Origin of the sequence: Alloprevotella rava, from assembly GCF_014195585.1 — a bacterium.
Classification (GTDB): domain Bacteria; phylum Bacteroidota; class Bacteroidia; order Bacteroidales; family Bacteroidaceae; genus Alloprevotella; species Alloprevotella rava.
The window spans coordinates 253,695-277,215 of sequence record NZ_JACICA010000001.1; the positions used below are offsets into that span (position 1 = coordinate 253,695).

Annotated in this window: 20 protein-coding genes and 1 pseudogene; 13 read left to right on the forward strand and 8 right to left on the reverse strand. The window is 46.9% G+C overall.

The window, feature by feature from the left end; all coding sequences use genetic code 11:
- Positions 1–62 precede the first annotated feature (62 nt).
- Positions 63–257 (reverse strand): hypothetical protein, encoded by a 195-nt coding sequence (locus FHS60_RS00930; RefSeq protein WP_183693766.1) that lies wholly within the window; start codon positions 255–257, stop codon positions 63–65.
- Between the two features lie 442 nt (positions 258–699).
- On the opposite strand from FHS60_RS00930, the gene rfbB reads away from it, so the two are divergent.
- A complete protein-coding gene (gene rfbB, locus FHS60_RS00935; RefSeq protein WP_183693769.1) occupies positions 700–1,812 on the forward strand; it encodes a dTDP-glucose 4,6-dehydratase in 1,113 nt (370 codons plus the stop codon).
- A gap of 255 nt (positions 1,813–2,067) precedes the next feature.
- Here rfbB and FHS60_RS00940 read toward each other — a convergent pair whose 3' ends face one another.
- From FHS60_RS00940 to FHS60_RS00950, 3 genes are all read right to left on the reverse strand, one after another.
- Positions 2,068–3,339 (reverse strand): adenylosuccinate synthase, encoded by a 1,272-nt coding sequence (locus FHS60_RS00940; RefSeq protein ID WP_183693772.1) that lies wholly within the window; start codon positions 3,337–3,339, stop codon positions 2,068–2,070.
- A 176-nt stretch (positions 3,340–3,515) separates the two neighbouring features.
- Positions 3,516–4,064 carry an NADH peroxidase gene (locus FHS60_RS00945; protein WP_183693776.1) on the reverse strand — a complete coding sequence of 183 codons (549 nt, stop codon included), beginning with the start codon at positions 4,062–4,064 and terminating at the stop codon, positions 3,516–3,518.
- Positions 4,065–4,091: 27 nt separating this feature from the next.
- Positions 4,092–4,517 (reverse strand): Fur family transcriptional regulator, encoded by a 426-nt coding sequence (locus FHS60_RS00950; protein ID WP_009347311.1) that lies wholly within the window; start codon positions 4,515–4,517, stop codon positions 4,092–4,094.
- 719 nt (positions 4,518–5,236) lie between these two features.
- Between FHS60_RS00950 and FHS60_RS00955 the strand changes: the two genes are divergently transcribed.
- The 12 genes from FHS60_RS00955 (at position 5,237) to FHS60_RS01010 (ending at position 19,416) form a co-directional block, all read left to right on the forward strand.
- Entirely contained in the window at positions 5,237–6,073 is an 837-nt protein-coding gene (locus FHS60_RS00955) for an ABC transporter ATP-binding protein (protein WP_183693779.1), read from the forward strand.
- Between the two features lie 61 nt (positions 6,074–6,134).
- Positions 6,135–6,953 (forward strand): hypothetical protein, encoded by an 819-nt coding sequence (locus tag FHS60_RS00960; RefSeq protein WP_183693782.1) that lies wholly within the window; start codon positions 6,135–6,137, stop codon positions 6,951–6,953.
- A gap of 72 nt (positions 6,954–7,025) precedes the next feature.
- Positions 7,026–7,382: a GntR family transcriptional regulator gene (locus FHS60_RS00965; protein WP_183693785.1), complete on the forward strand. Its 357-nt coding sequence runs from the start codon at positions 7,026–7,028 to the stop codon at positions 7,380–7,382.
- Complete coding sequence (locus FHS60_RS00970; protein WP_183694333.1) at positions 7,379–8,083, forward strand: ABC transporter ATP-binding protein; 705 nt, start codon at positions 7,379–7,381, stop codon at positions 8,081–8,083. Before FHS60_RS00965 ends, FHS60_RS00970 begins: the two co-directional genes overlap by 4 nt.
- Before the next feature lie 30 nt (positions 8,084–8,113).
- The gene (locus FHS60_RS00975) at positions 8,114–9,370 is read left to right on the forward strand and encodes an ABC transporter permease (RefSeq protein ID WP_183693788.1); all 1,257 of its coding nucleotides are present in this window, start codon (positions 8,114–8,116) and stop codon (positions 9,368–9,370) included.
- 4 nt (positions 9,371–9,374) lie between these two features.
- Positions 9,375–10,625, forward strand: a complete 1,251-nt coding sequence (locus FHS60_RS00980) for an ABC transporter permease (RefSeq protein WP_183693791.1) — start codon at positions 9,375–9,377, stop codon at positions 10,623–10,625.
- A 46-nt stretch (positions 10,626–10,671) separates the two neighbouring features.
- Complete coding sequence (locus FHS60_RS00985; protein ID WP_183693793.1) at positions 10,672–11,808, forward strand: efflux RND transporter periplasmic adaptor subunit; 1,137 nt, start codon at positions 10,672–10,674, stop codon at positions 11,806–11,808.
- Positions 11,809–11,852: 44 nt separating this feature from the next.
- Positions 11,853–13,160, forward strand: coding sequence for a TolC family protein (locus FHS60_RS00990; protein WP_244957385.1), 1,308 nt, complete (start codon positions 11,853–11,855; stop codon positions 13,158–13,160).
- Between the two features lie 24 nt (positions 13,161–13,184).
- Positions 13,185–14,126 carry an ABC transporter ATP-binding protein gene (locus tag FHS60_RS00995; protein ID WP_183693797.1) on the forward strand — a complete coding sequence of 314 codons (942 nt, stop codon included), beginning with the start codon at positions 13,185–13,187 and terminating at the stop codon, positions 14,124–14,126.
- Between the two features lie 12 nt (positions 14,127–14,138).
- Positions 14,139–15,452 (forward strand): ABC transporter permease, encoded by a 1,314-nt coding sequence (locus FHS60_RS01000; RefSeq protein WP_183693800.1) that lies wholly within the window; start codon positions 14,139–14,141, stop codon positions 15,450–15,452.
- 868 nt (positions 15,453–16,320) lie between these two features.
- Positions 16,321–17,247, forward strand: coding sequence for a magnesium transporter CorA family protein (locus FHS60_RS01005; protein WP_009347323.1), 927 nt, complete (start codon positions 16,321–16,323; stop codon positions 17,245–17,247).
- 315 nt (positions 17,248–17,562) lie between these two features.
- A complete protein-coding gene (locus tag FHS60_RS01010; protein WP_183693803.1) occupies positions 17,563–19,416 on the forward strand; it encodes a DUF349 domain-containing protein in 1,854 nt (617 codons plus the stop codon).
- 82 nt (positions 19,417–19,498) lie between these two features.
- Here FHS60_RS01010 and FHS60_RS01015 read toward each other — a convergent pair.
- The 4 genes and pseudogenes from FHS60_RS01015 to FHS60_RS01030 all read right to left on the reverse strand — a co-directional run.
- Positions 19,499–19,732: pseudogene (locus FHS60_RS01015) on the reverse strand (cysteine peptidase family C39 domain-containing protein); the annotation flags it as partial.
- A complete protein-coding gene (locus FHS60_RS01020) occupies positions 19,732–20,103 on the reverse strand; it encodes a hypothetical protein (RefSeq protein ID WP_221189613.1) in 372 nt (123 codons plus the stop codon). The pseudogene FHS60_RS01015 and the gene FHS60_RS01020, both read right to left, overlap by 1 nt.
- Before the next feature lie 104 nt (positions 20,104–20,207).
- Positions 20,208–20,369 (reverse strand): hypothetical protein, encoded by a 162-nt coding sequence (locus tag FHS60_RS10495; protein WP_183693809.1) that lies wholly within the window; start codon positions 20,367–20,369, stop codon positions 20,208–20,210.
- Between the two features lie 120 nt (positions 20,370–20,489).
- Positions 20,490–23,411: an outer membrane beta-barrel protein gene (locus tag FHS60_RS01030; protein WP_183693812.1), complete on the reverse strand. Its 2,922-nt coding sequence runs from the start codon at positions 23,409–23,411 to the stop codon at positions 20,490–20,492.
- Positions 23,412–23,521 lie beyond the last annotated feature (110 nt).

The following is a 23,521-nucleotide window of genomic DNA, read 5'->3' on the forward strand; positions in this document are numbered from 1 at the left end:
GAAAGCTCCCGAAGGTGCTTCCCGCTGTTGGTAGAAGTATGTTTAATAATGTTTTTTTACTGTTAGTCCAAGTCTTTCCAAGAGGTGTAAGGCTGGAAGTCGGAGCTTTCAGTGGATCCATCAAGGATGTCGCCATGCGTTTCTTGCTGGCGAGACCATTGCTCAAAACTTTCTTTGCTAGACACAATGAAATCAGCGAACGTGTTTCTTGTGCTTATGTTTATCACTCTGTTCTGGGGCTTTTTGTAGGCTTTCATTTATGCGTTAGTTCTTGTTGCGAAATGGTTTGTTTATGAAGTGATGAGTTTTCTCTGTTGTTTTCGGCTCTTCTCGTTTTGTGTGGAATTCTGTTTATATATGCAGCACACGCCAGATAGGCAACAGCTATAAGCAGAGTTGAGGTATTGTCCACTGCCATAATTTTCTTGATTAGGAAACGGGATGGGCGAGCGTAGACCACTATAAATCCTGAAACTGGCGCAAAGGTAGGCTTTTTGCCGTGAAAGGAAAAGGAATAAAGAATTTTTGTAGCATTCTCCAAAAGGGGTGACCGGATGCTTTTGAAAGAGAAGAGCATCATTTTCTCCTATAAAACGGCAGTTTAGAAGAGATAAATAGGTGCGAAAAGCTTGTTTTCAACGAATATAGTTGTAGTTGTCACTTTACATTGTTACTTTTGTCATAAATAAAACAGATTTTATGAAGACTTATTTAGTGACAGGAGCTGCCGGCTTTATCGGCGCAAACTATTTGAAGTATATTCTCAAGAAATATGAGGATGTTCGCGTGGTTGTTCTTGACCTGCTGACCTATGCGGGCTATCTCGGCACAATTGCTGAGGACATCGACCACGACAGGTGCGAATTTGTGCGTGGCGACATCGGCGACCGTCAGTTGGTGGATGAGCTCTTTACGAAATATCGCTTTGATGTGGTGGTAAACTTTGCCGCAGAGAGTCATGTAGATCGCTCTATTGAGAATCCACAACTCTTTCTTCAAACCAATATTCTCGGTACGCAGAATCTGCTCGATTGTGCTCGCCGCGCGTGGGTGACGGGAAAAGATGAGCAAGGCTATCCCACTTGGCAGTCCGGTGTTCGCTTCCATCAGGTTTCTACTGATGAGGTCTACGGCTCGCTGGGCGATGAGGGATTTTTCACAGAAGAAACTCCGCTACAACCGCACAGCCCTTACAGTGCCTCAAAGACAAGTGCCGACCTCGTGGTGTGTGCTTATCATGACACTTACAAAATGCCCGTTAGCATTACGCGCTGCTCCAACAATTATGGACCTTATCAATTCCCCGAGAAACTGATTCCGCTGATTATCAATAATATCCTTGAGGGTAAGCAACTTCCTGTTTACGGGCAGGGAACAAATGTTCGCGACTGGCTCTATGTGGAAGACCACTGTAAGGCTATCGACCTCGTGGTTACGAAGGGCAAAGACGGAAGTATATACAACGTGGGCGGCCACAATGAGCGGCAGAATATCCAGATTGTGAAAATCATCATCCGCACTATTCGCCGCTTGATGGAAGAGAATCCGCAGTTCCGTGTTCTGCTGAAGCGCCAAGATGGCCTTGAGTGGATCAACGACGACCTTATCAGTTTCGTGAAAGATCGACTGGGCCACGACCAGCGCTATGGCATAGACCCCACAAAAATAAAGGCCGACTTAGGTTGGTTCCCCGAAACGACCTTTGAAGTAGGCATAGAGAAAACTATTCGCTGGAATCTCGAACACCACGATTGGATTGAAGACGTGAGCGGGGAAGATTATCAAGAATACTACGAGAGAATGTATAAGTAGGAGCACACACTCTCTTCCCTATGACTTATTTTTTTTGTTGTCACGTCGTCACATCGTCACGATTAGGACTTAACTGTTTGAAAGAGTAAGTATTATATCCGTGACAACAGTGTGACAACAAAAAAGTGGGCGAAGGCGATTGAACGGCAGAAAAGCAGGACAGCCACAGAGTTCTTGTGAACTTGTGGCTGTCCTTATTGTAGTGGTGCTTACTTCCCGTTTGCGTTGAAACGCAATGGGGGAGTGAGTCGCTTTTTACTTTCTGATGATTGTTGCCTCTCGATCCGGGCCTACGCTGACAATAGAAATGCGCGTGTTAAGTTCGCGCTCCAAATAGTCGATATAGGACTGGAAAGCTGCAGGGAAGTCGCGTTCGTCGCGAATTTCGGTAAGCGGTGTTTTCCAACCGGGAAGATCTTCATAAACTGCCTCCCAGCCTTCTGTATCGTAAGGCATCGTGGTAGTTTGTTCGTTGCCCTTCTTGTAAGCTGTACACACGCGGATGGTTTCAAAGCTGTCGAGCACGTCGCCCTTCATCATAACGAGATCCGTAACACCGTTAATCATGATGGCATACTTCAGAGCCACGAGGTCAACCCATCCGCAGCGGCGGTTGCGGCCTGTGACTGCACCGTACTCATTGCCAATGTGGCGGATAGTATCTCCAGTTTTGTCGAAGAGCTCAACGGGGAACGGACCTGAGCCAACGCGCGTAGAATAGGCCTTGAAAATGCCGAAAACGCGATGGATGTGGCGAGGAGCAACGCCCAGACCCGAGCAAACACCACCTGCTGTGGTTGACGACGAACTAACGAAGGGGTAAGTTCCGTGGTCTATATCGAGGAGCGAACCTTGTGCACCTTCCGCCAAGACGTTTTTGCCCTCTTCCAAGAGGCGGTTGATTTCGATTTCAGTATCTGAGAGTTGGAATTTCTTTAAGTATTCCACGCCTTCCATCCAGCGCTTCTCCTCTTCCGTAATGTTGTAGTCGGTGAAGTGTAAGTCGTTGAGGATTTGGATATGGCGTGCTTTCAGCTTTTCGTATTTCTCTTGGAAATTGTCGAGGATGTCGCCAACGCGAAGTCCCACACGGGCAGCTTTATCTGAATAAGTCGGGCCGATACCTTTACCCGTTGTTCCCACTTTTGCTTCGCCTTTTGCCGCTTCATAAGCGCGGTCGAGCACGCGATGGGTTGGCAGGATGAGATGTGCGCGCTTGCTGATGTGCAGGCGGTTTGTAAGCGAGTATCCAGCTGTTTCGAGTTCGTTTGCCTCGGCCATAAAGAGGTCGGGAGCAATGACGCAGCCGTTGCCGATAATGTTCACCTTGTTTTCATCAAAGATCCCCGAGGGTATAGAGCGGAGAACAAATTTTTTTCCTTCGAAGATGATGGTGTGGCCAGCGTTAGGGCCGCCTGCAAAGCGTGCAACGACGTCGTACTTCGGTGTGAAGTAGTCTACAACTTTTCCTTTGCCTTCGTCACCAAAGACAATGCCCAGCAGGGCGTCAACTTTTCCTTGTGCCATAGTTGTGCAATAATTTTTCGCAAAGATATTGATTTCTCCTCATAAAGGATAGTGTTTCTTTCTAATAAATATGGCTGCTATGTAGCAGAAAGCACTGGGCGTTATTGAGAGAGCTGAAAAAGAAAACTGCCACCTGTGAGATAACAGGTGGCAGTTGTTGAGAATCCAAGAGGAATTTATTTGTCGAAATAACGCTTGTAGAGACCAGCGAAGCCGCGTCCGTGGCGAGCTTCGTCGCGTGCCATTTCGTGAACTGTGTCGTGGATAGCATCCAAGCCCAGTTCTTTAGCGCGCTTAGCAATGCGGTTCTTATCTTCACATGCGCCAGACTCTGCAATCATACGCTTGTAAAGGTTGGTCTTAGTATCCCAAACATTGTCGCCGAGCAGCTCGCAGAATCTTGAAGCGTGGTCAGCCTCCTCAAAAGCGTAGCGCTTGAAAGCTTCAGCAATTTCGGGATAGCCTTCACGGTCGGCCTGGCGGCTCATAGCAAGGTACATACCTACCTCGCTGCACTCACCCATCCAATGAGCATTTAAGTCTTTCTTCATCTCCTCGTCGCAGTCAGCTGCAACACCAATCTTGTGCTCAACAACAAAGTTCAGTTCGTCTTCCTTCACTTCCTTGAACTTGTCAGCTTTAACGTGACATACTGGGCATTCTGCCGGTGCTTCATTACCTTCGTGAACATAGCCACAAACGGTACAAACGAATTTTTTCTTCATAATGTAGTAAATCTTTAAATTGTTATGTTATGCTTTTGTTTCTTCGCAGTGGGGACATACACCTCGGAAGGTTAGCTCCGTTTCTGCTACCGAAAAACCTTGTGGAAGATCGGCGCTGTTGCGCATCCGTCGCGTGGTGGCTGGGATGTCGTAAATGCGCCCACACTGTGTGCAGTAGAAATGTGCATGAGGCTCCATGTTACTATCAAAGTAAGATTTTGTTTCATCAATATGGAGCATCATGGCAGCCCCGTTGTCCACGAGAAGACGCAGTGTGTTGTAAACTGTAGTCTTAGAAAGGGTGGGGACTTCTGCTTTCAGTGCGTTGTAAATCTCATCAACAGCAGGATGCGTACGATGTTCCAGCAAGTAGCCCATCACTGCCAAGCGTTGGATGCTGGGCTTGATGCCGTGCTTGAGGAGGTAGTCGTATGTGTCTTGCTTATTTGACATGATTTATTATTTGTAATCGTTACAATCTTAAAACTGATGCAAAATTACATACTTATTTTGAACCGTGCAAGTATTCTGCCAAAAAAAATCGTATGCGACCTAATTTTTTTCTTTCTTCGATGGTTGGACGGTCTTATTTGCTACGCGCGTATATATAAAGATGACTACGTTTACTGCCTATTCTGTTTACATACGGCCTTATTCATCTAAATGTTAAAACAGAGGCTGTTTATTATTAGGAGGATATGTGGCCAAAAATTTCAGCTTTTCAATTTTCGATTTTTAGTTGGAATTTTCAGATTTCCTTATTGTGTCCAGCTAAAAAATGATTCTTGTTGGAGAAAAAGAGGAATCTTCTCCGTCGGTTTCCTTATCCTGTCAGCCAGCACAATAAGGGAGTCGGCTGACGCAATAAGGGTGTTTGCCGACAGCCTTATTGTATTTGTCAGCAACCTTATTGGGCGGACAGTTCTGCAGTCTTTCTTTGCAGGCATCTCTATTCCAAGTTGGATTTCAAGCGATTCTCGGCCGCGTAGATTCAGAAGTTTTTAGACAAAATCAAGGAAAGCGGCCCTTTTCTTTGCGCGGTTGGAGAAGATTTCAGTTGTGCCGCAAAAAGTTTTTTGAAAAAAATATCTCTAAATAGTTGCAGAGTTCAAAACAAGTATTTAGTTTTGCAGTGTAATATTAAAGTAGTACACTATTATACTCAAACTACTATGGTAAATATAGAGAATCTTCAGTTCAGTTATGGGAGGAAGTATCGCCCAGTGTTTACAGATTTCTCCATCTCACTAAAGCCAGGCTGCATTTATGGCCTGCTCGGAAAGAACGGTACGGGAAAGAGTACATTATTATATATAATGTGTGGTTTGTTGCAGCCGCAAGGCGGCACGGTAGAGGTGATGGGCGGCAACCCTCGTGCGCATCAGCCCCAGATTATTGGCGAGATATTTCTCGTGCCTGAAGAAGTGGAGTTGCCCGCTGTATGCCTTCGCGACTATGTCAAACTGAACGCTCCCTTCTATCCGCGCTTCTCTCAAGAGGTGTTGCAGCAATGTTTGTCCGATTTTGAACTCACCGATGATTTGCGCCTCGACCAACTCTCCATGGGGCAGCGCAAAAAAGCCTTTATGAGTTTTGCGCTCGCCACGCAGGTGCGTCTCATTCTGATGGATGAGCCCACTAATGGTCTGGACATTCCCTCGAAAAGCATTTTCCGCAAGGTGGTTTCCTCCAACATGAGTGAGGAGCAAACGATTGTGATTTCCACTCACCAAGTGCGCGACATCGATTCGCTACTCGACCATATCATCATCATGGACAATTCGCAAGTTTTCCTCAATGCCTCCGTGGCTGAGATTGCACAGCAGTTGGCTTTCGAGTTCCGCCCGATGGGCGCATCCGTAGATGATGCTCTCTATGCTCAGCCCTCGTTGCAAGGCGTGGCTGTGGTAGTTCCGAACGATGGAACAAAGGATACGCCCATCAATCTGGAACTACTCTTCAATGCTTTTATGCTAAAAAAAGACTTGTTGAAGCATTTGCGCGCTTGAAAGAATCGGCAGCAGCTCCTACATAGTCAAGAACAATCTTTTTAACTTAAACAATACGAATATGCAATCATTCAGTTTTCAGCGCCTCGGCCTGCTTATCAAGCGCGACCTTGGTCAGAACAAAAAAGGATATATGATCACCCTTGGTGTGCTCTTCTCTCTCTATATGTTTGTAGTGTGGTTTGGTCGTGGTGTAGTATCCTCCTCTAATAACCCTGCGGCACTGGCAGCCTCCTTGAATATCTTTATTTATTATATCACTCTTTCCGGACTCTCCTATGTGTGTGCTGGATTGTGTGCCGACCAGACAACACGGGGCGGGCGTATCGCCGCAGGTATGCTGCCAGCAACCAATACCGAGCGTTTTGTCTCTCGCTTTATTATCCTAACATTTGGGTATATCTTTTTTGCTATTATCCTGTATCTCATAACCGATGCTCTTTGGCTACTCTTGGGTTGGCTGTTAGGAAAAGATTATCCCAGCTTGCTCTTGAACTGGACCTCTGTAACACTGACTTTTATTCAAATGAATTTCGATGAAGGTCCCTATACTTCGCTAAGCACGATTCAATTTTTATATATATTTCTCTCTATTCTCAACGCGATAGCCTCAAATATGTTTGCCAGTGCGCTCTTCAATAAGCATCCCTTTATGAAGATTATTCTGTTGGGCTTCATCATTCAATTTATTGTAGGAGTAGTGGTTGTAGCCTTCTCTTTGATGAGTTATGATTTTTGGCTGTATATACCGAGACACATCTCGTTGCAATATGTTGCTCCTGTTGTTCTCGGTTTGCAAGCCCTCAGTGCAGCAGTATTTTTCTCCCTTAGCTACTGGCTTTTCTGCCGCAAGCAGGTCATTCAGTATCGCTACTTCTAAATTTTTGCCAGTAGTGCTGCTCCTTGAGAGCCACGCCCTGAGCTAAAAAATGTAGGAAAAAATGATTGTGTTATGAATTTCAAAGACGCAAATCCCATATATTTGCAAATAGCTGAGCGAATATCCGAAGAGATCCTTGCTGGGAAGTTTTCTTCCAACGAGCGTATTCCCAGCGTTCGCGAATATAGCGCGCTCTTGGAGGTGAATATCAACACCGCCGTTAAGGCTTACGATTATTTGTCTAACCAAGGCGTAATCTATAATAAGCGCGGTATGGGCTATTTCGTGTCGCCCGACGCGATAGAGCATATCCGCGAATCCAACCGCAAGCAATTCATGGAGGAAACCTTACCCGAAGTGTTCCGACAAATGAAGTTGCTCGGAATTGACTTTAACCAAATCCAAACAGAATGGAACAAACAACGATGATACACCTTGACGGAATCCATAAGACCTATCAAGGCGCACAGCCCCTACACGTGTTGAAAGGTATCTCTCTTGACATAAAGAAAGGAGAGTTCGTGTCCATCATGGGAGCCAGTGGTAGCGGCAAATCTACCTTGCTCAATATCCTGGGAATCCTCGACAACTACGACGAAGGAGAATACCTGCTCAACGGCGTGTTGATAAAAAACCTCAGCGAGACGAAGGCTGCCGATTATCGCAACCGCATGATTGGTTTTATCTTCCAATCGTTCAATCTCATTCCCTTTAAGAACGCTATGGAGAATGTGGCTCTTCCGCTCTACTATCAAGGTGTGAGTCGTCGCAAACGCAATGCGCTGGCACTGGAATACCTCGAGCGTTTGGGCTTGAAGGAGTGGGCGCACCATTTGCCCAGCGAACTCTCCGGCGGTCAGAAGCAGCGTGTGGCCATTGCCCGCGCCATCATCGCTCATCCCCAGATAATTTTGGCCGATGAGCCTACCGGCGCACTCGACTCAAAGACGAGCGAGGAAGTGATGCAGCTGCTGCGCGACCTCAATGAGAAAAAGGGCATGACCATTGTGGTGGTGACCCACGAAAGCGGAGTGGCCTATCGTACGCATAAAGTGATTCATATCAAGGACGGTATCATCGGAAAGATTGAAGAGAACAAGACGATGGAAGGTCAGCCCTATCTGAAATAAGGAAGTATTCATCCAAAAAACAAAACGATTGTGTTTGACGATTTAGGAGAAATATGGACGCATCTGAAGCTTAATAAGCTGCGTACAGCCCTGACGGGACTCTCCGTCAGCGTAGGTATCTTCCTGCTCATCACGCTGCTTGGTTCGGGCAACGGACTTATCAATGCCTTCAAAGCCAATCGAGGCGGAATGGCTATGGATGTTGTGAAGGTGTATCCTGGAATAACAGACGAAGCGTATGGTGGTTGGGAAAAGGGTAGAGAAATTCAACTCGACAACCGCGATATCCGTATGGCCAGCGGACAATTCAGCGACCGCGTTACGGAAGCTGCTGGGCAAATTTCGCTCAGCGGCGGAACGATGAGCTATGGCGACCGCTCTTTCTCAGCTTCGCTCGGAGGCTATTATCCTGCCAATGAGCATATCAATAAACTCAAAATTATTTATGGGCGCTATATCAACAACAAAGATATGGAAGAGCGCCGCAAGGTTATTGTGCTGAGCGAGAAAACGGCGAAGCAGTTTTTTTCGATTGTTTCCGACGCCATCGGAAAGTCGTTGCGCGTGGACGGTAATGTATATGTTGTAGTAGGAATCTTTAGCGATGAAGGCCGCTTCGGAGGAATGGAAGGACACATTCCTTTCACAACGTTGCAACTCATTTATAAGACTGGGCAAAAGGTGGATCAGTTGACGCTCCAAACGCGAAATATCTCCGATGCAGCCAGCGACAGTATTTTCCAACGCGATTTCAAAAAGGCAGAAGCTGGACTCCACTCATTTTCTCCCACAGACGAAGGAGCAATATGGATGTTTAATACGGCTGTTGGAGAAGAAGAAACCGACAAAGCTATGGGGTATCTCAATACCGCCCTATGGGTCATCGGTCTCTTGACTTTGCTCAGCGGAGTAGTGGGCATTTCTAATATTATGCTTATTACAGTGAAAGAGCGCACCCATGAGTTCGGCATCCGCAAAGCGCTGGGTGCACGTTCGTGGAGCATTCTGCGCAGCGTCTTGCTCGAAAGCGTCATCATCACAGCTATCTCTGGCTATATAGGCCTTGTGTGCGGAATTCTGATGACGGAATATCTCAACGCTACAGCAGGACAGGAAACGATGACTATTGCCGACCAAACGATGTACACATTTCTCAATCCAACGGTCAATATGACTGTGGCAATAGAGGCTTTGTTCGTATTGATAGTTGCTGGATTGGTGGCAGGTTTCTTTCCCGCGTGGAAAGCTGTGAGAGTGAAACCAATTGAAGCACTTAATGCACATTAAAATTATGAGAATATTCGATTTAGACAAATGGTCGGAGACGTTCGAAACGTTGATGCGCAATAAGTCGCGAAGTTTCCTAACGGCTTTTGGTATATTCTGGGGACTGTTTATGTTTTCGCTGCTGATGGGTGGAGGCCAGGGACTGGAAAGTTTGATGGCGAAAAACTTTGAAGGAATTGCACAAAATTCTTGCTTTCTCATTCCTGGGCAGACAACGAAGACTTATAAAGGTTTGCAGAGCGGACGTCAGTGGAATTTGCGTGCTGCTGATGCTCAATTGCTCAAACATAGAGTGAAGGGCATAGACCTTTGCGAACCAGTGATATTGGGAGAGAATCCAACACCTCGTTACAAGGATAAAACTACATATGGAACAGTGAAGGGCGTGAACCCTGAATATGCTGCTATGGAGAATCCTCATATAATATATGGGCGCTTTATCAATCAGACGGATTGTGATCAAGAGCGAAAGGTTTGTGTCATTGGTATGCGCGTACGCGAGGAACTGTTCCCCGATACGCCCAACCCTTGCGGGAAGTTTATTGAGCTGGATTCTATCTATTATGAAGTGGTGGGCGTGAGTAATATGAAGTCGAACGTCGGTACGGGCGGTGGTAATTCGCAGCAAACCATAATGCTTCCCTTTACTACGGCTCAGAAAATCTACCAGAAAGGCGACCGTGCCGATATGCTGGTGTACACTGCGGCCCCTGGACACACCGTTACAGAGATTGAAGAAGCGGTGAATACAGTGATAAAAGAAGAACACCTTATTGCACCCGATGACGATCAAGCGCTTTTCTCTATCAACTTAGAGAAGTTGTTCCAAGTCATTGACAATCTCTTCGCTGGCATTCGTTTCCTCGTTTGGCTCATTGGTATCGGCACGCTCATCTCAGGTACAATTGGAGTTTCCAATATTATGATGGTCACTGTGAAGGAGCGCACCACGGAGATTGGTATTCGCCGCGCCATTGGTGCCCGCCCCTCCAACATTCTCTGGCAGATAATGGCCGAGAGCATGGTGCTCACCCTGTTTGCAGGCCTTTTGGGTATCGTTATCTCCGTTCTGATTTTGCAAGGAGTGGAGATGGGCATTGCTGCCAGTACGGGCGTCGAAGCTAAGTTTCAGTTATCGTTTGGTATGGCCCTGTCTGCCTTTGGCGTCTTAATGATGCTCGGCACTCTGGCCGGTGTAGCCCCCAGTTTGCGTGCTTTAGCCATCAAGCCCATTGAGGCTTTGACGGACGAATGATACAAATCCATCATTTTAATACAGTAAATAACAAACAAAAGATATTATGAAGAAGTTCTTTAAAATCCTGCTCTTAGTTGTAGCAGTGGTATTGTTCATCGGAATGTTTGTATTCCTCTATCAGAAGTCGAAGCCAGAAGTCATAGAGTATGAAACTTACGATGTGCAGGAGCGCACACTTGAGAAAACCAGTGTGCTCACTGGCGACATTGAGCCGCGCGACGAAGTCCTTGTCAAACCGCAAATTTCGGGCGTTATCTATGAACTTTGCAAACAGGCTGGCGAAGAAGTGAAAGCAGGCGAAATTATCGCTAAAGTAAAGGTGATTCCCGACATGCAGTCGCTCTCCTCTGCTGAAAGCCGTGTGCGTTTGGCTACTATCAATCTGGAACAAGCGCAGGTGGACTATCAGCGTGAAAAGAAACTTTATGATGAGCAGTTGGTGTCGGCCGACGAATATGACAAAGTACGCCAGGCATACCGACAAGCCAAGGAAGAACTGGTTGTAGCCAACGACAACTACGAGATTGCAAAGAACGGCGTGTCGCGCTCTCAGGCACAGATGAGCACCACGCTCATCCGCTCCACTGTGGACGGCCTGATTCTTGACATCCCCGTGAAAGTCGGAACCAGCGTGATTATGTCGAACTCTTTCAATGATGGTACGACGATTGCCACTGTTGCCAACATGGGCGACCTTATTTTCAAAGGTCAGATAGACGAGACCGAGGTGGGCCGCGTTCATACGGGAATGCCTATGAAGATTACGGTGGGCGCTCTGCAAGACCAATCATTTACGGCCACTTTGGAATACATCTCTCCGAAGGTGGAAGCAGCCACTACATCCAGCGCCAATAAGTTTGAAATCAAGGCAGCAGTGAAGATGCCCCACGGAGTCTACATTCGTTCAGGCTACAGCGCCAATGCCGAGATTGTGCTGGAGCGTCTGACCAATGTGCTCTCTGTTCCAGAAGGTGCAGTGACTTACGAGAACGGTCGCGCCTATGTGCAGGTGCTTACGGCTGCCACACCGCAGACGTTTGCTAAGCGCGAGATAAAGGTTGGCGTTAGCGATGGTATGTATATCCAAATTCTTTCCGGTTTGAAGAAAGGAGAAAAAGTACGTGGCAATCAGAAAGCTCAAGAATCCATTCAAGCCAGTAAAGGAGCTGACGGAAAATAAGGAGTAGTTCACAGTTTGAAGCTTATGCTTAAAATCCAAAACAAATGAAACGAATCATCCTATCCATAATGAGTTTGCTGTCCCTAACGGCAGTGGCTCAGAAACCTATGACGCTGCGTGAGTGCATCGATTATGCGCTCAATCGCAACGTGCAAGTGAAACGAAGCGTTCTGCAGCGTCAGCAGGAAGAAGTGAACCTCTCAACGGCCAAGAATGCTCGATTGCCCGAAGTAAGTGGCGGCGCAAATCAGGGCTTTAGTTTCGGGCGCGGTCTGACGGCACAAAACACCTATGTGAGCCGCAACACGGCCAGCACAGGTGTAAATGTCAGTGCTTCTCTGCCACTCTTTACAGGTTTTCGTCTTCCCAACCAGAAGAAGCAGGCAGAACTCAATCTCCAAGCTGCTACGGCCGACTTAGAGAAAGTGCGTGAGGACTTGAGTGTGCAGATTGCTCAAGCCTATCTGCAAGCGCTCTATCAGAAAGAAATGATCAGTGTGGCAAAAGAGCAACTCTCGCTCAGCCGCTTTCAGTACAGCCGCATTCAGAGAGTGTATGAAGCGCAGAAAGCAAGCGGACTGGCGGTGAACGAAGCCAAGAACACTGTGGCGCAGGACGAACTTGCACTTGTTCAGAATGAGAATAACTACAAATTGGCACTGCTCGATTTGAGTCAACTCATAGAGATGAGCACGCCCGACTCCCTCGATGTCATCGCGCCCGCAATGATGCAACCACAGCCAGTAGGAGGAAATCCGGAGGCGATATTTGAAGAAGCCGTCATGAGTAAACCCGCCATCCTTGCACAGAAGTTGCGTATCGAAAGCGCGCAGAAAAGCATCGATATAGCCCGTGCAGGCTATTGGCCAACTCTTTCTCTCAACGGCGGTATAGGTACTTCTTATTACCATGTCAATGGAGGCACAAATCCCGCTTTTGGACGTCAGTTCAAAGACAACTTCAATAAGAGTATAGGTATATCTTTAAACATTCCTATCTTCGACCACTTCCAAACTCGCAATAATATCCGTATGGCTAAGATCAACTACGAGGGACAGCGTGTGCAGTTCGATCAGGCGCAGAAGGAATTGTACAAAGAGATACAAACAGCTTGGTACAACGCCGTTGCAGCACAGAAGAAATACGAAGCTTCGCGCAGCGCAGAAGAAGTGGCGCGTGAGAGTTTTGTGATGATGACAAAAAAGTTTGAATACGGGAAGGCCAATGCCACAGAATATAACGAGCAAAAGACAAAGTATGCCACCGCACAGACCAACCGCATCAATGCTCAGTACGAATACTTGTTTCGCAACATCATCCTTGATTTCTACAAGGGTACGCCTATACAATAACAATATATAAGCATTCATTTATTTATGGACAACTTTTTAGAAGCTCGCCACATTGTGAAGCGTTTTGCCAAACATACGGCACTCAACGATGTGAGTGTGGAAGTACCTCGCGGCCAAATCTTCGGACTCTTGGGTCCGAATGGTGCGGGAAAGACCACCCTTATCCGCATCCTCAACCGCATAACAGCTCCCGATCAGGGAGAAGTCTTTTTTGATGGCCGACTGCAAGAGCCCACCGACGTGCAGCGCATAGGTTATCTGCCAGAGGAGCGTGGACTCTACAAGAAAATGAAAGTGGGCGAACAAGCTATCTATTTGGCACAGCTAAAAGGCCTCTCGCGCAGCGAAGCCGAGATGCGTCTCCGCAACTGGTTTGAGAAGTTCGACATCATGCCTTGGTGGAACAAGAAATTAGAGGAACTCTCCAAGGGTATGGCTCAGAAAGTGCAGTTCATTATCACGGTGCTCCACGAACCCGATTTGCTCATTTTCGACGAGCCTTTTTCTGGTTTCGACCCCGTCAATGCCGAGCAGCTTAAGCAGGAAATCCTCGAACTCAAGGAGAAGGGCCACACCATTATCTTCTCCACTCACAATATGAGTAGTGTGGAAGAAATCTGCGATACCATCGCGCTCATCAACCACTCCCAGGTGGTGCTCAAAGGCAATATGCAAGAAGTGAAGAGTCAGTTCCGCACTGGGCTTTACGACCTCGTGACCACCAGCGCATCTCTCCAACCTCTCGACGGCGTGTTTAGCATCATCGGCAACAGAAGTATTTCCGGCGTTCATCGCTATTCGCTGCGCAAAGCAGAGACTGTGGACAACAACCAACTGGTGGAAACTTTAGCTCGCCAAGTTGAAATCCGCAGTTTTGCCGAGCAAATGCCCACGATGAACGATGTGTTCCTCAACGTAGTAGGCCAAGACGCCACTTGGGCTGATCAACAAATTGAAAACAAATAAGCAAGCATCATCATGAATAAAATTCTGATTATCATCCAGCGCGAATTTCTGAAGCGCGTAAAGAAGAAGAGTTTCATCGTACTCACGATTTTGATGCCGTTTATTCTGGCCGCACTCGTGATGGTGCCGTTGTGGCTTTCCACTATCGAGAACGATGAGCAGTCCAACATTGCCGTTGTCGACAATACGGGCCACTATTTCCCCGTGCTGAAGGACACGCAAACGTTCCATTTTGTGCTGATGCCCAAAGTCCTTCCCGATATGAAGTCCGACAGCTCTTCTTTTGAAGCCGTTGTGAACATAACGGCCGATCTGAGTAAGAACCCGAACGCTATCACCATTTTCAGTCGGAAAGAAGTTTCGGGAGGTCTGCTCTCCTATGTAGAGTCGCAAATCAATGAGCAAGTGCGCAAGGACAAACTTGCCGCCTCTGGTGTGCCAGAATTGGACAAAATCATCGACGACATAGATCGAGATATTAGTATTTCCACAGTGAAGTGGGACAAAGAGGGACAAGCTACTTCCTCCAATACTGAAATAGCTATCGGAGCAGGTTTCATCTTCACTTTCCTCATCTATATGTTTGTCATGGCTTATGGCGGTATGGTGATGCAAAGCGTGATAGAAGAAAAAACCAATCGCATTGTCGAACTCATGGTGAGCAGCGTCAAACCATTCCAGCTCATGATGGGAAAAATCATAGGTATAGCCCTCGTTGGCTTTGTTCAACTCATCATTTGGGGTATTTTGTTCACGATTATCCTCACTGTAGCCACAGCCATCTTTGGTCCTGAAGTCACGCAGTCGGCAGCTGCGACTCAGCCTATGATGGGAGCAGCATCGCAGATGCCTATGAGCGAAGTGTCGGGCGATACTGTTGAGATTCTCTCCGCCTTGAAGAATCTGCCTTATCTGGAACTGATGTTGATGTTCGTGCTCTACTTCATCGGAGGCTACCTGCTCTATGCAAGTTTCTTTGCTGCTGTAGGTGCAAGCGTTAATGAGCAAGAAGATAGTAGCCAGTTCGTGCTGCCCGTCACGCTTATCATGGTTTTCGGACTTTATGCCGCCATGTATAGCGTTAACAATACGGACGGTCCCTTAGCTTTCTGGGCAAGTATCTTTCCGCTGACATCTCCCATCGTTATGATGGTGCGCATCCCCTTCGGTGTTCCTCTTTGGCAGGAAGCTCTCAGCATCGTGCTTCTCTATGCTTCTGCCATCGGCATGGTATGGGTAGGCGCCAAGATATATCGTGTTGGCATCTTGATGTATGGTAAGAAACCCTCTCTCAAAGAGATGATAAAATGGTTGAGATACAAATAATCTCTACTTGCTAAAAATATATAAACATCTCCTCCCTCTCTGTCCGCAACTCATAGCAATATGTGTTGCGGACAGTTTTTTTGCCCAATAGGAGCATTCTCCATTAGCAATGTCTTTGGCTGTTTCGGAAGTAGCGATAATATGTTCGTGCCTTCAAAAGTTCTCGTCAAAAATATTCGTATTTTATGGCTTCGAGAATGGCTCGAAATCCAACTTAAAGTAAGATGCTCGTCAGAAGAGTCCGACGGCTCTGACCTGCCCGATAAGGCTGCCTGTAGATACAATAAGGAAATTTGAAAATACAATAAGGCTATCAGCTGACAACCTTATTGTGTCAGCTGATAGAATAAGGAAAAAAGTGCCGTTTCGGCACGTGTTGAACATTAAATCTGTAGAAAAAAGGTGCGTCTCCCACTTTTTCTTCTCAAAATTTGAGAAAAAGTTTGTGACAACAACTCTTTTTTGCAACTACTCAACTCTTTTTGAAATACTTTTTAAGATTCCTGATTCTACATTAAAAAAGTCGATTGTAAAGATAAAGGGCAGTAAGCAGGGACAAGATAAAGGCACGTGTTGCTTAGAGAAAAATTGGTTTTTCAGTCTTTCGTTTGCTATTTCGAGCCGTAAGCATTACTTTTGTAGCACTAAAACCAAATTACAGACGAAGACAATGCTCTGTGGCGCTTGTGCCCAGCTCCGATGTTTCTCCAACGACCTCTAAAAAGTTGAAAGAAATATCAATCTTGGAGCTTGCATCGCTTCTCTACCGACCACAAATGGACGATTATCACGCGGAAAATAACGATTGACAAGACAGGGATTCGCTCTAAGGTGTTTCCCCGTCGTAACAAACTTGGAGGAAAGCCTAATGCGAACATTCTGGAATATCAATCAAGGCCTGCGCACGATTGAGAAATGGGAACCAAACTGCTGGACACAGGTGACGTGTCCCTCTCCCGACGATGAAGATTTTCTCTTCAACGAACTCGAAATTCCTACTTACTTTCTTGACGACATCCGAGATAAGGATGAGCGCTCTCGTTACGAATATGACGAGGGTTGGACGCTGATTATCCTTCGTATTCCTTATGTGAAGGAAGTGCGAAGCCGTACCCCGCACACAACAATCCCACTTGGTATCATCATCAACAAGGGTATTTGCGTGACGGTGTGCAACTACGAAACCAACATGATGATTGATTTCGTCAGCTATCAGCAGAAACGCAATAGTGGTTTTACTGACTCCGTCGATCTCGTATTCCGATTGTTCCTTTCCAGTGCGGTGTGGTATCTGAAACGCCTGAAACAAATCAACGTGCTGATTGAAGACGCCAAGCGCAACCTCGACCACAGCATCGACAACGAGGACCTCATCGGTCTGAGCCGCCTGCAAGATAGTTTGACCTATTTCATCACTTCTATTCGTGGTAACGAAACGCTGCTGAGTAAGCTGAAGTTCAAACTCCCCGTGGATGAGTTGGACGCCGACCTCATCGAGGACGTCAACATTGAGATGAACCAGGCGCGAGAAACCACCAATATCTATTCAAACATTCTTGATTCGACGATGGATACCTACGCCAACATCATCAACAATAATATGTCGGGCGTCATGAAGCAGATGACCAGCGTTAGCATTATCTTGATGTTCCCCACGCTTATCGCGAGTATTTTCGGTATGAACCTTCTCAATGGCATGGAGGAATGGTTGTGGGGCTTCCCCATTGTGGTGGCCGCCTCGCTCATTGTCACCGGAATTTTCTATTGGTTGTTCCGCAGGCGCACATGGATTTGAAACCATAAGGCTGAGACACAGCCCTATACCTTATATATAAAAAGAAGGTGCAAAGACAGTTTTTCTACTCTTGTTGAGAAAACAAACAAGAAGTGCAACTGTCTTTGCACCTTTTTCTATGAAAAGTATCCGTTTTTTCCTTGTATCGGCTCATAAAAGGCAAAAAGATTTGAAAAAACTTTGCCAATACATAAAAAATAACTTTTTTTGCAATGATAAAAAAGAAGTGTCCGATGCTATGTCCCCTTGTTAAAGTATATACATCGGAAGAAAATTTACATCTCTCTCACATTAAATTGTTTATACGTTGTTACAATGGACGAAAACAAGACTACTGAAGAAGTAAAGAACGAGTCTGTAGAGGCTCAATCTAAGGAAACTGCCCCCGTAGCGGCAGAAGCTGTTGAGGCGCAAGCCCAGGTTGCTGAATCCGAACGCCCCGCCCCCGCCACTAAGGCAGAAGTCTTGGAGCGTCTGAAAGAAATAGCCCGAGAAGGTGGTAACATTCGTCGCCCCGACCTCGAAGCCCTCAAGCAGGCTTACTATCGCTATCACAGCGCAGAAGTTGTGGCTGCTCGCGAGGAATTTGTTAAAAACGGCGGTGCTGCTGAAGATTTCAAGCCGGCTCCCGATGCCGATGAAGAAACCTTTAAGGCAGAATACAATCTGATTCGCGAACTTCGCGCCAAATCAGCGGCTGAAGAGGAGGCTGAAAAACAGGAAAACCTCAAGCGCAAACAAGCCATCATTGAGGAAATCAAAACGGCTGCCGCTTCTCCTGAAGAGGCCGACAAGAACTATGAAAAAGTAAAACAGCTTCAAGCTGAATGGAAAGAGATTAAGCAGGTTCCGGCTGAGAATGCTACTGAGCTGTGGAAAACTTATCAGCTCTACTGTGAGCAGTTCTATGATCAGCTCCATCTCAACTATGAAGCACGCCAATACGACTTTAAAAAGAATCTCGAAGCAAAATTGCGCCTCTGTGAGGCTGCGGAAAAATTAGCAGAAGAATCTGATGTGATTTCTGCCTTCCATCAGCTCCAGCAATACCACCAAGAGTTTCGCGAGATAGGTCCTGTTGATAAAGAGCACCGCGAGGAAGTTTGGAATAGATTCAAGGAGGCTTCAACAGTGGTGAACAAGCGTCATCAAGACCATTTCACAGCACTCAAAGAGAAGGAAGAAGAAAACCTTAAACTCAAGACCGCGCTCTGCGAAAAAGTGGAAGCTATCGACGTTGATAATGTGAAGGGTAACACCGACTGGGACAAACTCACCAAGAGCGTACTGGAGGTGCAAGCTGAATGGCGCACTATTGGTTTTACTCCGAAAAAAGACAATACGCAAATCTTCGAACGTTTCCGCGCCGCCTGCGATCGTTTCTTCCAGCGTAAGGCCGAACACTTCAAAACACAACGCGAGAAGTTTAGTGCCAACATCGAAGTGAAAAACAAATTGGCAGAGGCTGCTGAAGCCCTCAAAGAGAGCACAGATTGGGCTGCTACGACCAACAAACTCATTGCACTGCAAAAGCAATGGAAGGAATCTGGTCCTGTGCCCCACAAGGTGAGCGAGGCCATTTGGAAACGCTTCAACGAAGCTTGCAATTATTTCTTCGACAAAAAGAACGAAGCCACTGGCGACCAGCGACGCGAGGAAGAAGCTAATCTCGAGAAGAAGAACTCTATCATAGCTGAACTTACCAACTTGCTCACTGAAACTGGCGATGATCTGTTGCAAAAAGTGCGCGACTTGCAAGCACGTTGGAATGAGACAGGCCATGTTCCCTTCCGCAAGAAAGAGGAAATCTACCAGCAGTATCGTGCTATCTGCGACAAGCTCTATGATCAGCTTCATGTCTCAGCACGTCGCCGCCATGTAGACAATTTTCGTCGTAAGGTAAGCGAGAAGGTTGGTAACGAACTTGATCGTGAACGCGCACGTCTCCAAGCAGCTTTCGAAGCTAAGAAGGCCGAGATTCAGAACTACGAAACGAACCTTTCTTTCTTCAGTGCAAAATCTTCTTCCGGCAATTCTCTTGTTGCAGACATTGAGAAGAAGGTGGCTCGCCTAAAAGAGGATCTTTCTGAGATTACCGAAAAGATCAAGGCAATCCGTCAACAAGCAAAAGCTGAAGCTAAAAAAGACGAAGAAGCTAAGGAAGACTAAAACTTTCTGACGCTACAATATCATAAAAGGACACTCCAAAACGGGGTGTCCTTTTTCTGTTAGAGGAGGGAGATATAGACAGCAGCTTTGCTTCCTCTACTAATTGGCTTAAAGTAAGTTTAACGCCATTCGTACGAAAACCAATGCTTTCTGCTGCATCACAAATTCCCAAGAGTGATACTCCTTCTCGAGTTATAAAACATTTGTTGCGCAGTGTTTGTAGCGTCTAATAATGTCCGTATTACTTCGCAATCATACGCAAACAAGATGGCCCACAGTCCATTGCATCATTCTGTATATAGTGTGGTAATCTCATTATTCTTTACTTCTTTTTTTGCTACTCCAATTTGTCATATATACCAAAGATAACAAGGCGTAGCGAGGCATCACATTCGTGTAGTTTTCTATGCGAGAGAACTGATCGATGGATGTTTGCAGAGAATTTGCTTGGTGTAAGATGTCGTATACCTTAAATCCGACCGATAATGTACCATGCGAAAGTTGGAAGTATTTGTGCAAGGAGGCATTCCATCGAATGGCTGTTTGATTGATAGAACGTTCGGAATAACCTTTATATATCAATGTATTTATATCCGATTGAAGCTCGACATCCCAAGGCAGTTGCCAAGTGAAATCGGAACGCAGTCTTGTTGTCTGATAATTGTTTGTTGCTTGCGGCTGTTGCACGGACTGCAAAGCCGTAGACCATATTATTGATGCTCTAAATTTACTGCTTATATTAACGTGAATTCGTCGAACTCACGTTAAATACACAAAAAACAATTCTCTTTTTAGGCTTTTATTAAAACTTTTTTGAGGAAAAAGAAGTACTGCTTATCCCGAATTGAGGTTATATAGTTATGCTTCTGCTTTATCAAATGGATACGTTTGTCTGCAATATGATCCAAGAAGTCGGTACATCCGTCGGTCGAACCGTCATCAAGTATTAGCAACTCAAAAGATGTGAAAGTTTGGTTTAGGTACTTGTCACAGATTCTTGGAGATACGTCCCAGCATTATAGACGGGCAGCAGAACGCTAACCACTGGTATATGAATCTTTTTCATTATTTTTTTACTGTTTCTTTTTTCTCACCCAATTGAAATCATAGCTCACGGTGAGCATCAGGTGGCGGGGCAGCGCGTCGGTATAGCTTTCTATGCGTCCTGTAGCGGTTACCTCGTTACTGAAGTTATTGGTTTGCGCCAGGATGTCGTGCGCCTTGATATGGATGCCGAGACGGTCGTTTAGGAAATACTTTGAGAGCGTGGCGTCCCAGTTGGTTACAGTGCGGTTGAGCGTTGCCTGGCTGTTGCCGGCGTAGAGAGTGCTCTTTATGAGGGTGGCGAGCTGGATGCCCCAAGGCAGCGTGTAGTTGATGTCGCCGTAGAGTACCGTCTCACGATAACTGTCGCTCATACCGGGCTGGAAGGCATGACGGAAAGTCGTGTTCCAACGGCTGTAAAAGCGGAATTTGTTGCCAATTGTGACACGAAGGGCGAGCCAAGGCGTAAATCCTATGTTGCGAAGCAGTCCTGCTGTTGCCGCACTTTCTTCTGTCAGGAAAGACAATTTCTCTGCTTGATAATAATCGGCAGAAAGCGAAGCGGTAAGGTAAAAGCGTCGTTTGCCGTCAAGTGGAGATGAGAGTTCGACGCGCCCTCGCAGGGCATGGGTGCACGATGTGTTGACCGGTTGATAGGTGCGGATGCCTGTGGCCGGGTCGAAAACAGATTGTGTGGCAATATCGTTGTGAAGGCGGCGATAGATGGCATTGATATTGAATGAGCGACCGCTCTTAACATGTTGCAGGCGGTAGGTCGTGTTCAATTCATGGGTGAACGGATTGCCAAGATCAGCATTGCCTACAAAGCGGTTCAAGGGGTCGGAGGAGTCGCGGATGGGCAGGAGTTGTGTCAATGCGGGCATGGCAGGCTTGCCTTGATAACTAGCATCCCATTCCGGCATCCAGGTGCGCCCTTCACGGTTTTCGTATTTCCATTTCAGCGTCAGGTTGGGACGGAAAAAAAAGCCCTCGCGCTGCGGGCTGTATTTGCAGCCCTCGCGGTCGTAGTCGAGCATGCGGCGCTGGTAGTAGAAGGCTGCGTTGGTTTCAATCTGCAGGGATGTTCCGCCCTCAAAGAGTATCTTGTGCGACAGATTTACGCCGGCTTCGGCTTTGTGTTCTTTTTCGGTGGAATAATAGCTGTTGGCTTCATCCAGACAGAGCGTTTGCCATTCGGTCTGGGGCAGACGTCCCAGACTTTCGAGTTCCCAGCTTTGCTGGCTGGACCACTCCGCCATGCGTTCCAGGCGATATTCGGGGTGGTTAGCTGTGCCGTGACGATGGGAATACCGGAAGAAGGGCTTTACCACGCCGTTGTATTGTTGCAGCCGTTCGTATCGGTGCATCCAGTTCAGTTCGGAACTGAAGTCCAGAAGGTCATCACTTTGGTACAAGTAACGTCGGCGTGCGTCGGTAGTTCCGTCGGCATAGGTCATCAGACGATAGTTGGAAAAGTCGTGCCGAGTTTGTTCCTCGTGTTTGAGTGCGGCGCTGAAGTTGAACATATCGGTCCCGAAAACAAATGAGGAGTGCCATTCAGGGCGGTGGCTTAGGCTGCGTGAACGGGATAGGCTTGGGTCGACCAAACTGTACAGCAGGGCGTTTTTACCCGCTTCTTTTTCTTCAAGGCGTATGATGCTGTCGAGTGAGATTCCCTCCCAGGCAGCTTTGGCGGGCAAGTAATAAGAGAGGCTGCGACTGTCGCGGGTGCTACGCTTGCGGGTGTAGTCAAAGTTGTAACTTAATGAATGTTGCCATCGCTGCGACTTGCGGGCGCGAAGGCTGGCGGAGACCGAGGCGGTCAAATCCTCGCCATTCATGTGTTCCGCATGGCGGCTCATGAGGTTGCGAGGCGTGAGATACGTTTCATTGTTTTGCCAACTCTGCTGTTCTGTGTCTCTGCGGCTGACGGAGCCACCGGAGGTGAAGCGCCAAGTTTTGTTGGGCTCCATATAATAAGAGAAGCGGATGGTCTTGGTGCTGACCCTTCCTGATGGATAATTCTCTTGCGTGTTGGCCATATCCATCATCTGCCGGTTCTGATTGAAGTTGTTGATGTCGGCGTTGACGGTAAACATTTGCCGGTCGTCGAAGCGCATCAGGAATCCTTGGCCACCCCAAAGGTTATCTGTGCCACCGTCGGCAGAGAGTTTGGCCATCCACATGCCGATGTACTTCCGCTTGAGGCGTACGTCCATCACATAGCTCTCATCGTGCATGTCCCGACCGGTGAGTTCCGACTGCTCGCCGGCTTTGTCGTAGACCTTGATACGACTCACGATATAGGCGGGCAGGTTGTCGAGCGCAGCTTGGATATTGCCTTGGAAGAAATCCTTGCCGCTAACAAGGAGGTTGTCCACCCGTTTGCCATTGATACGTATTTGGCCATCCGTCATCTCCGCACCGGGCAATTGCTGGACAAGTTTGCGTAGTGATTCGGTCTGCGCCACGTTAAAGGCGTCGGCATTGTAAATGAGGGTATCACCCTTGTAAAACATCTTGATGCGTGTAGCTTTTACCACAGCCTCTTTAAGTTGAATATCTTTGGCTCTGGGCCGGAGATAGACGTGTGGTACACTGACCGCTCTTTTTCCCGCTTCGGGCACCACCTGCTGCCGATATTCCTCAAAGCCCTTCGCTTCCACCACGAGCAAATATTCCTTCATGGCTGGAACGATAAAGGAAAAAACGGCTCCGCTTTGTTTATCAGCAAACGTGTTCTCCCAGTTATCGCCCTTCTCGGTAATCAACCGGTAGCGTGTGGTATCTGTTGCCAAAACGGTAGAGTTGTCGGTTGTCATAAGTTTGACGATGGCACGATTTACGCCTTCCTGCGTCAGTATATTGCAAACATCGCCGCTGACGCGAATCTTTTGAGCATAAATAGAATTAGAAACTCCGATAAGCAAGGTCAATAATAGCGTTCGCAAATGCATAAGTTGTTAATATTAATGTGAGCTCGACGAATTATAAGTGTCTATAAATTTGGTAATTAGTGAAAACTATTGTAGTTTTAAGGTGTTGAAATTCAAATAAATAC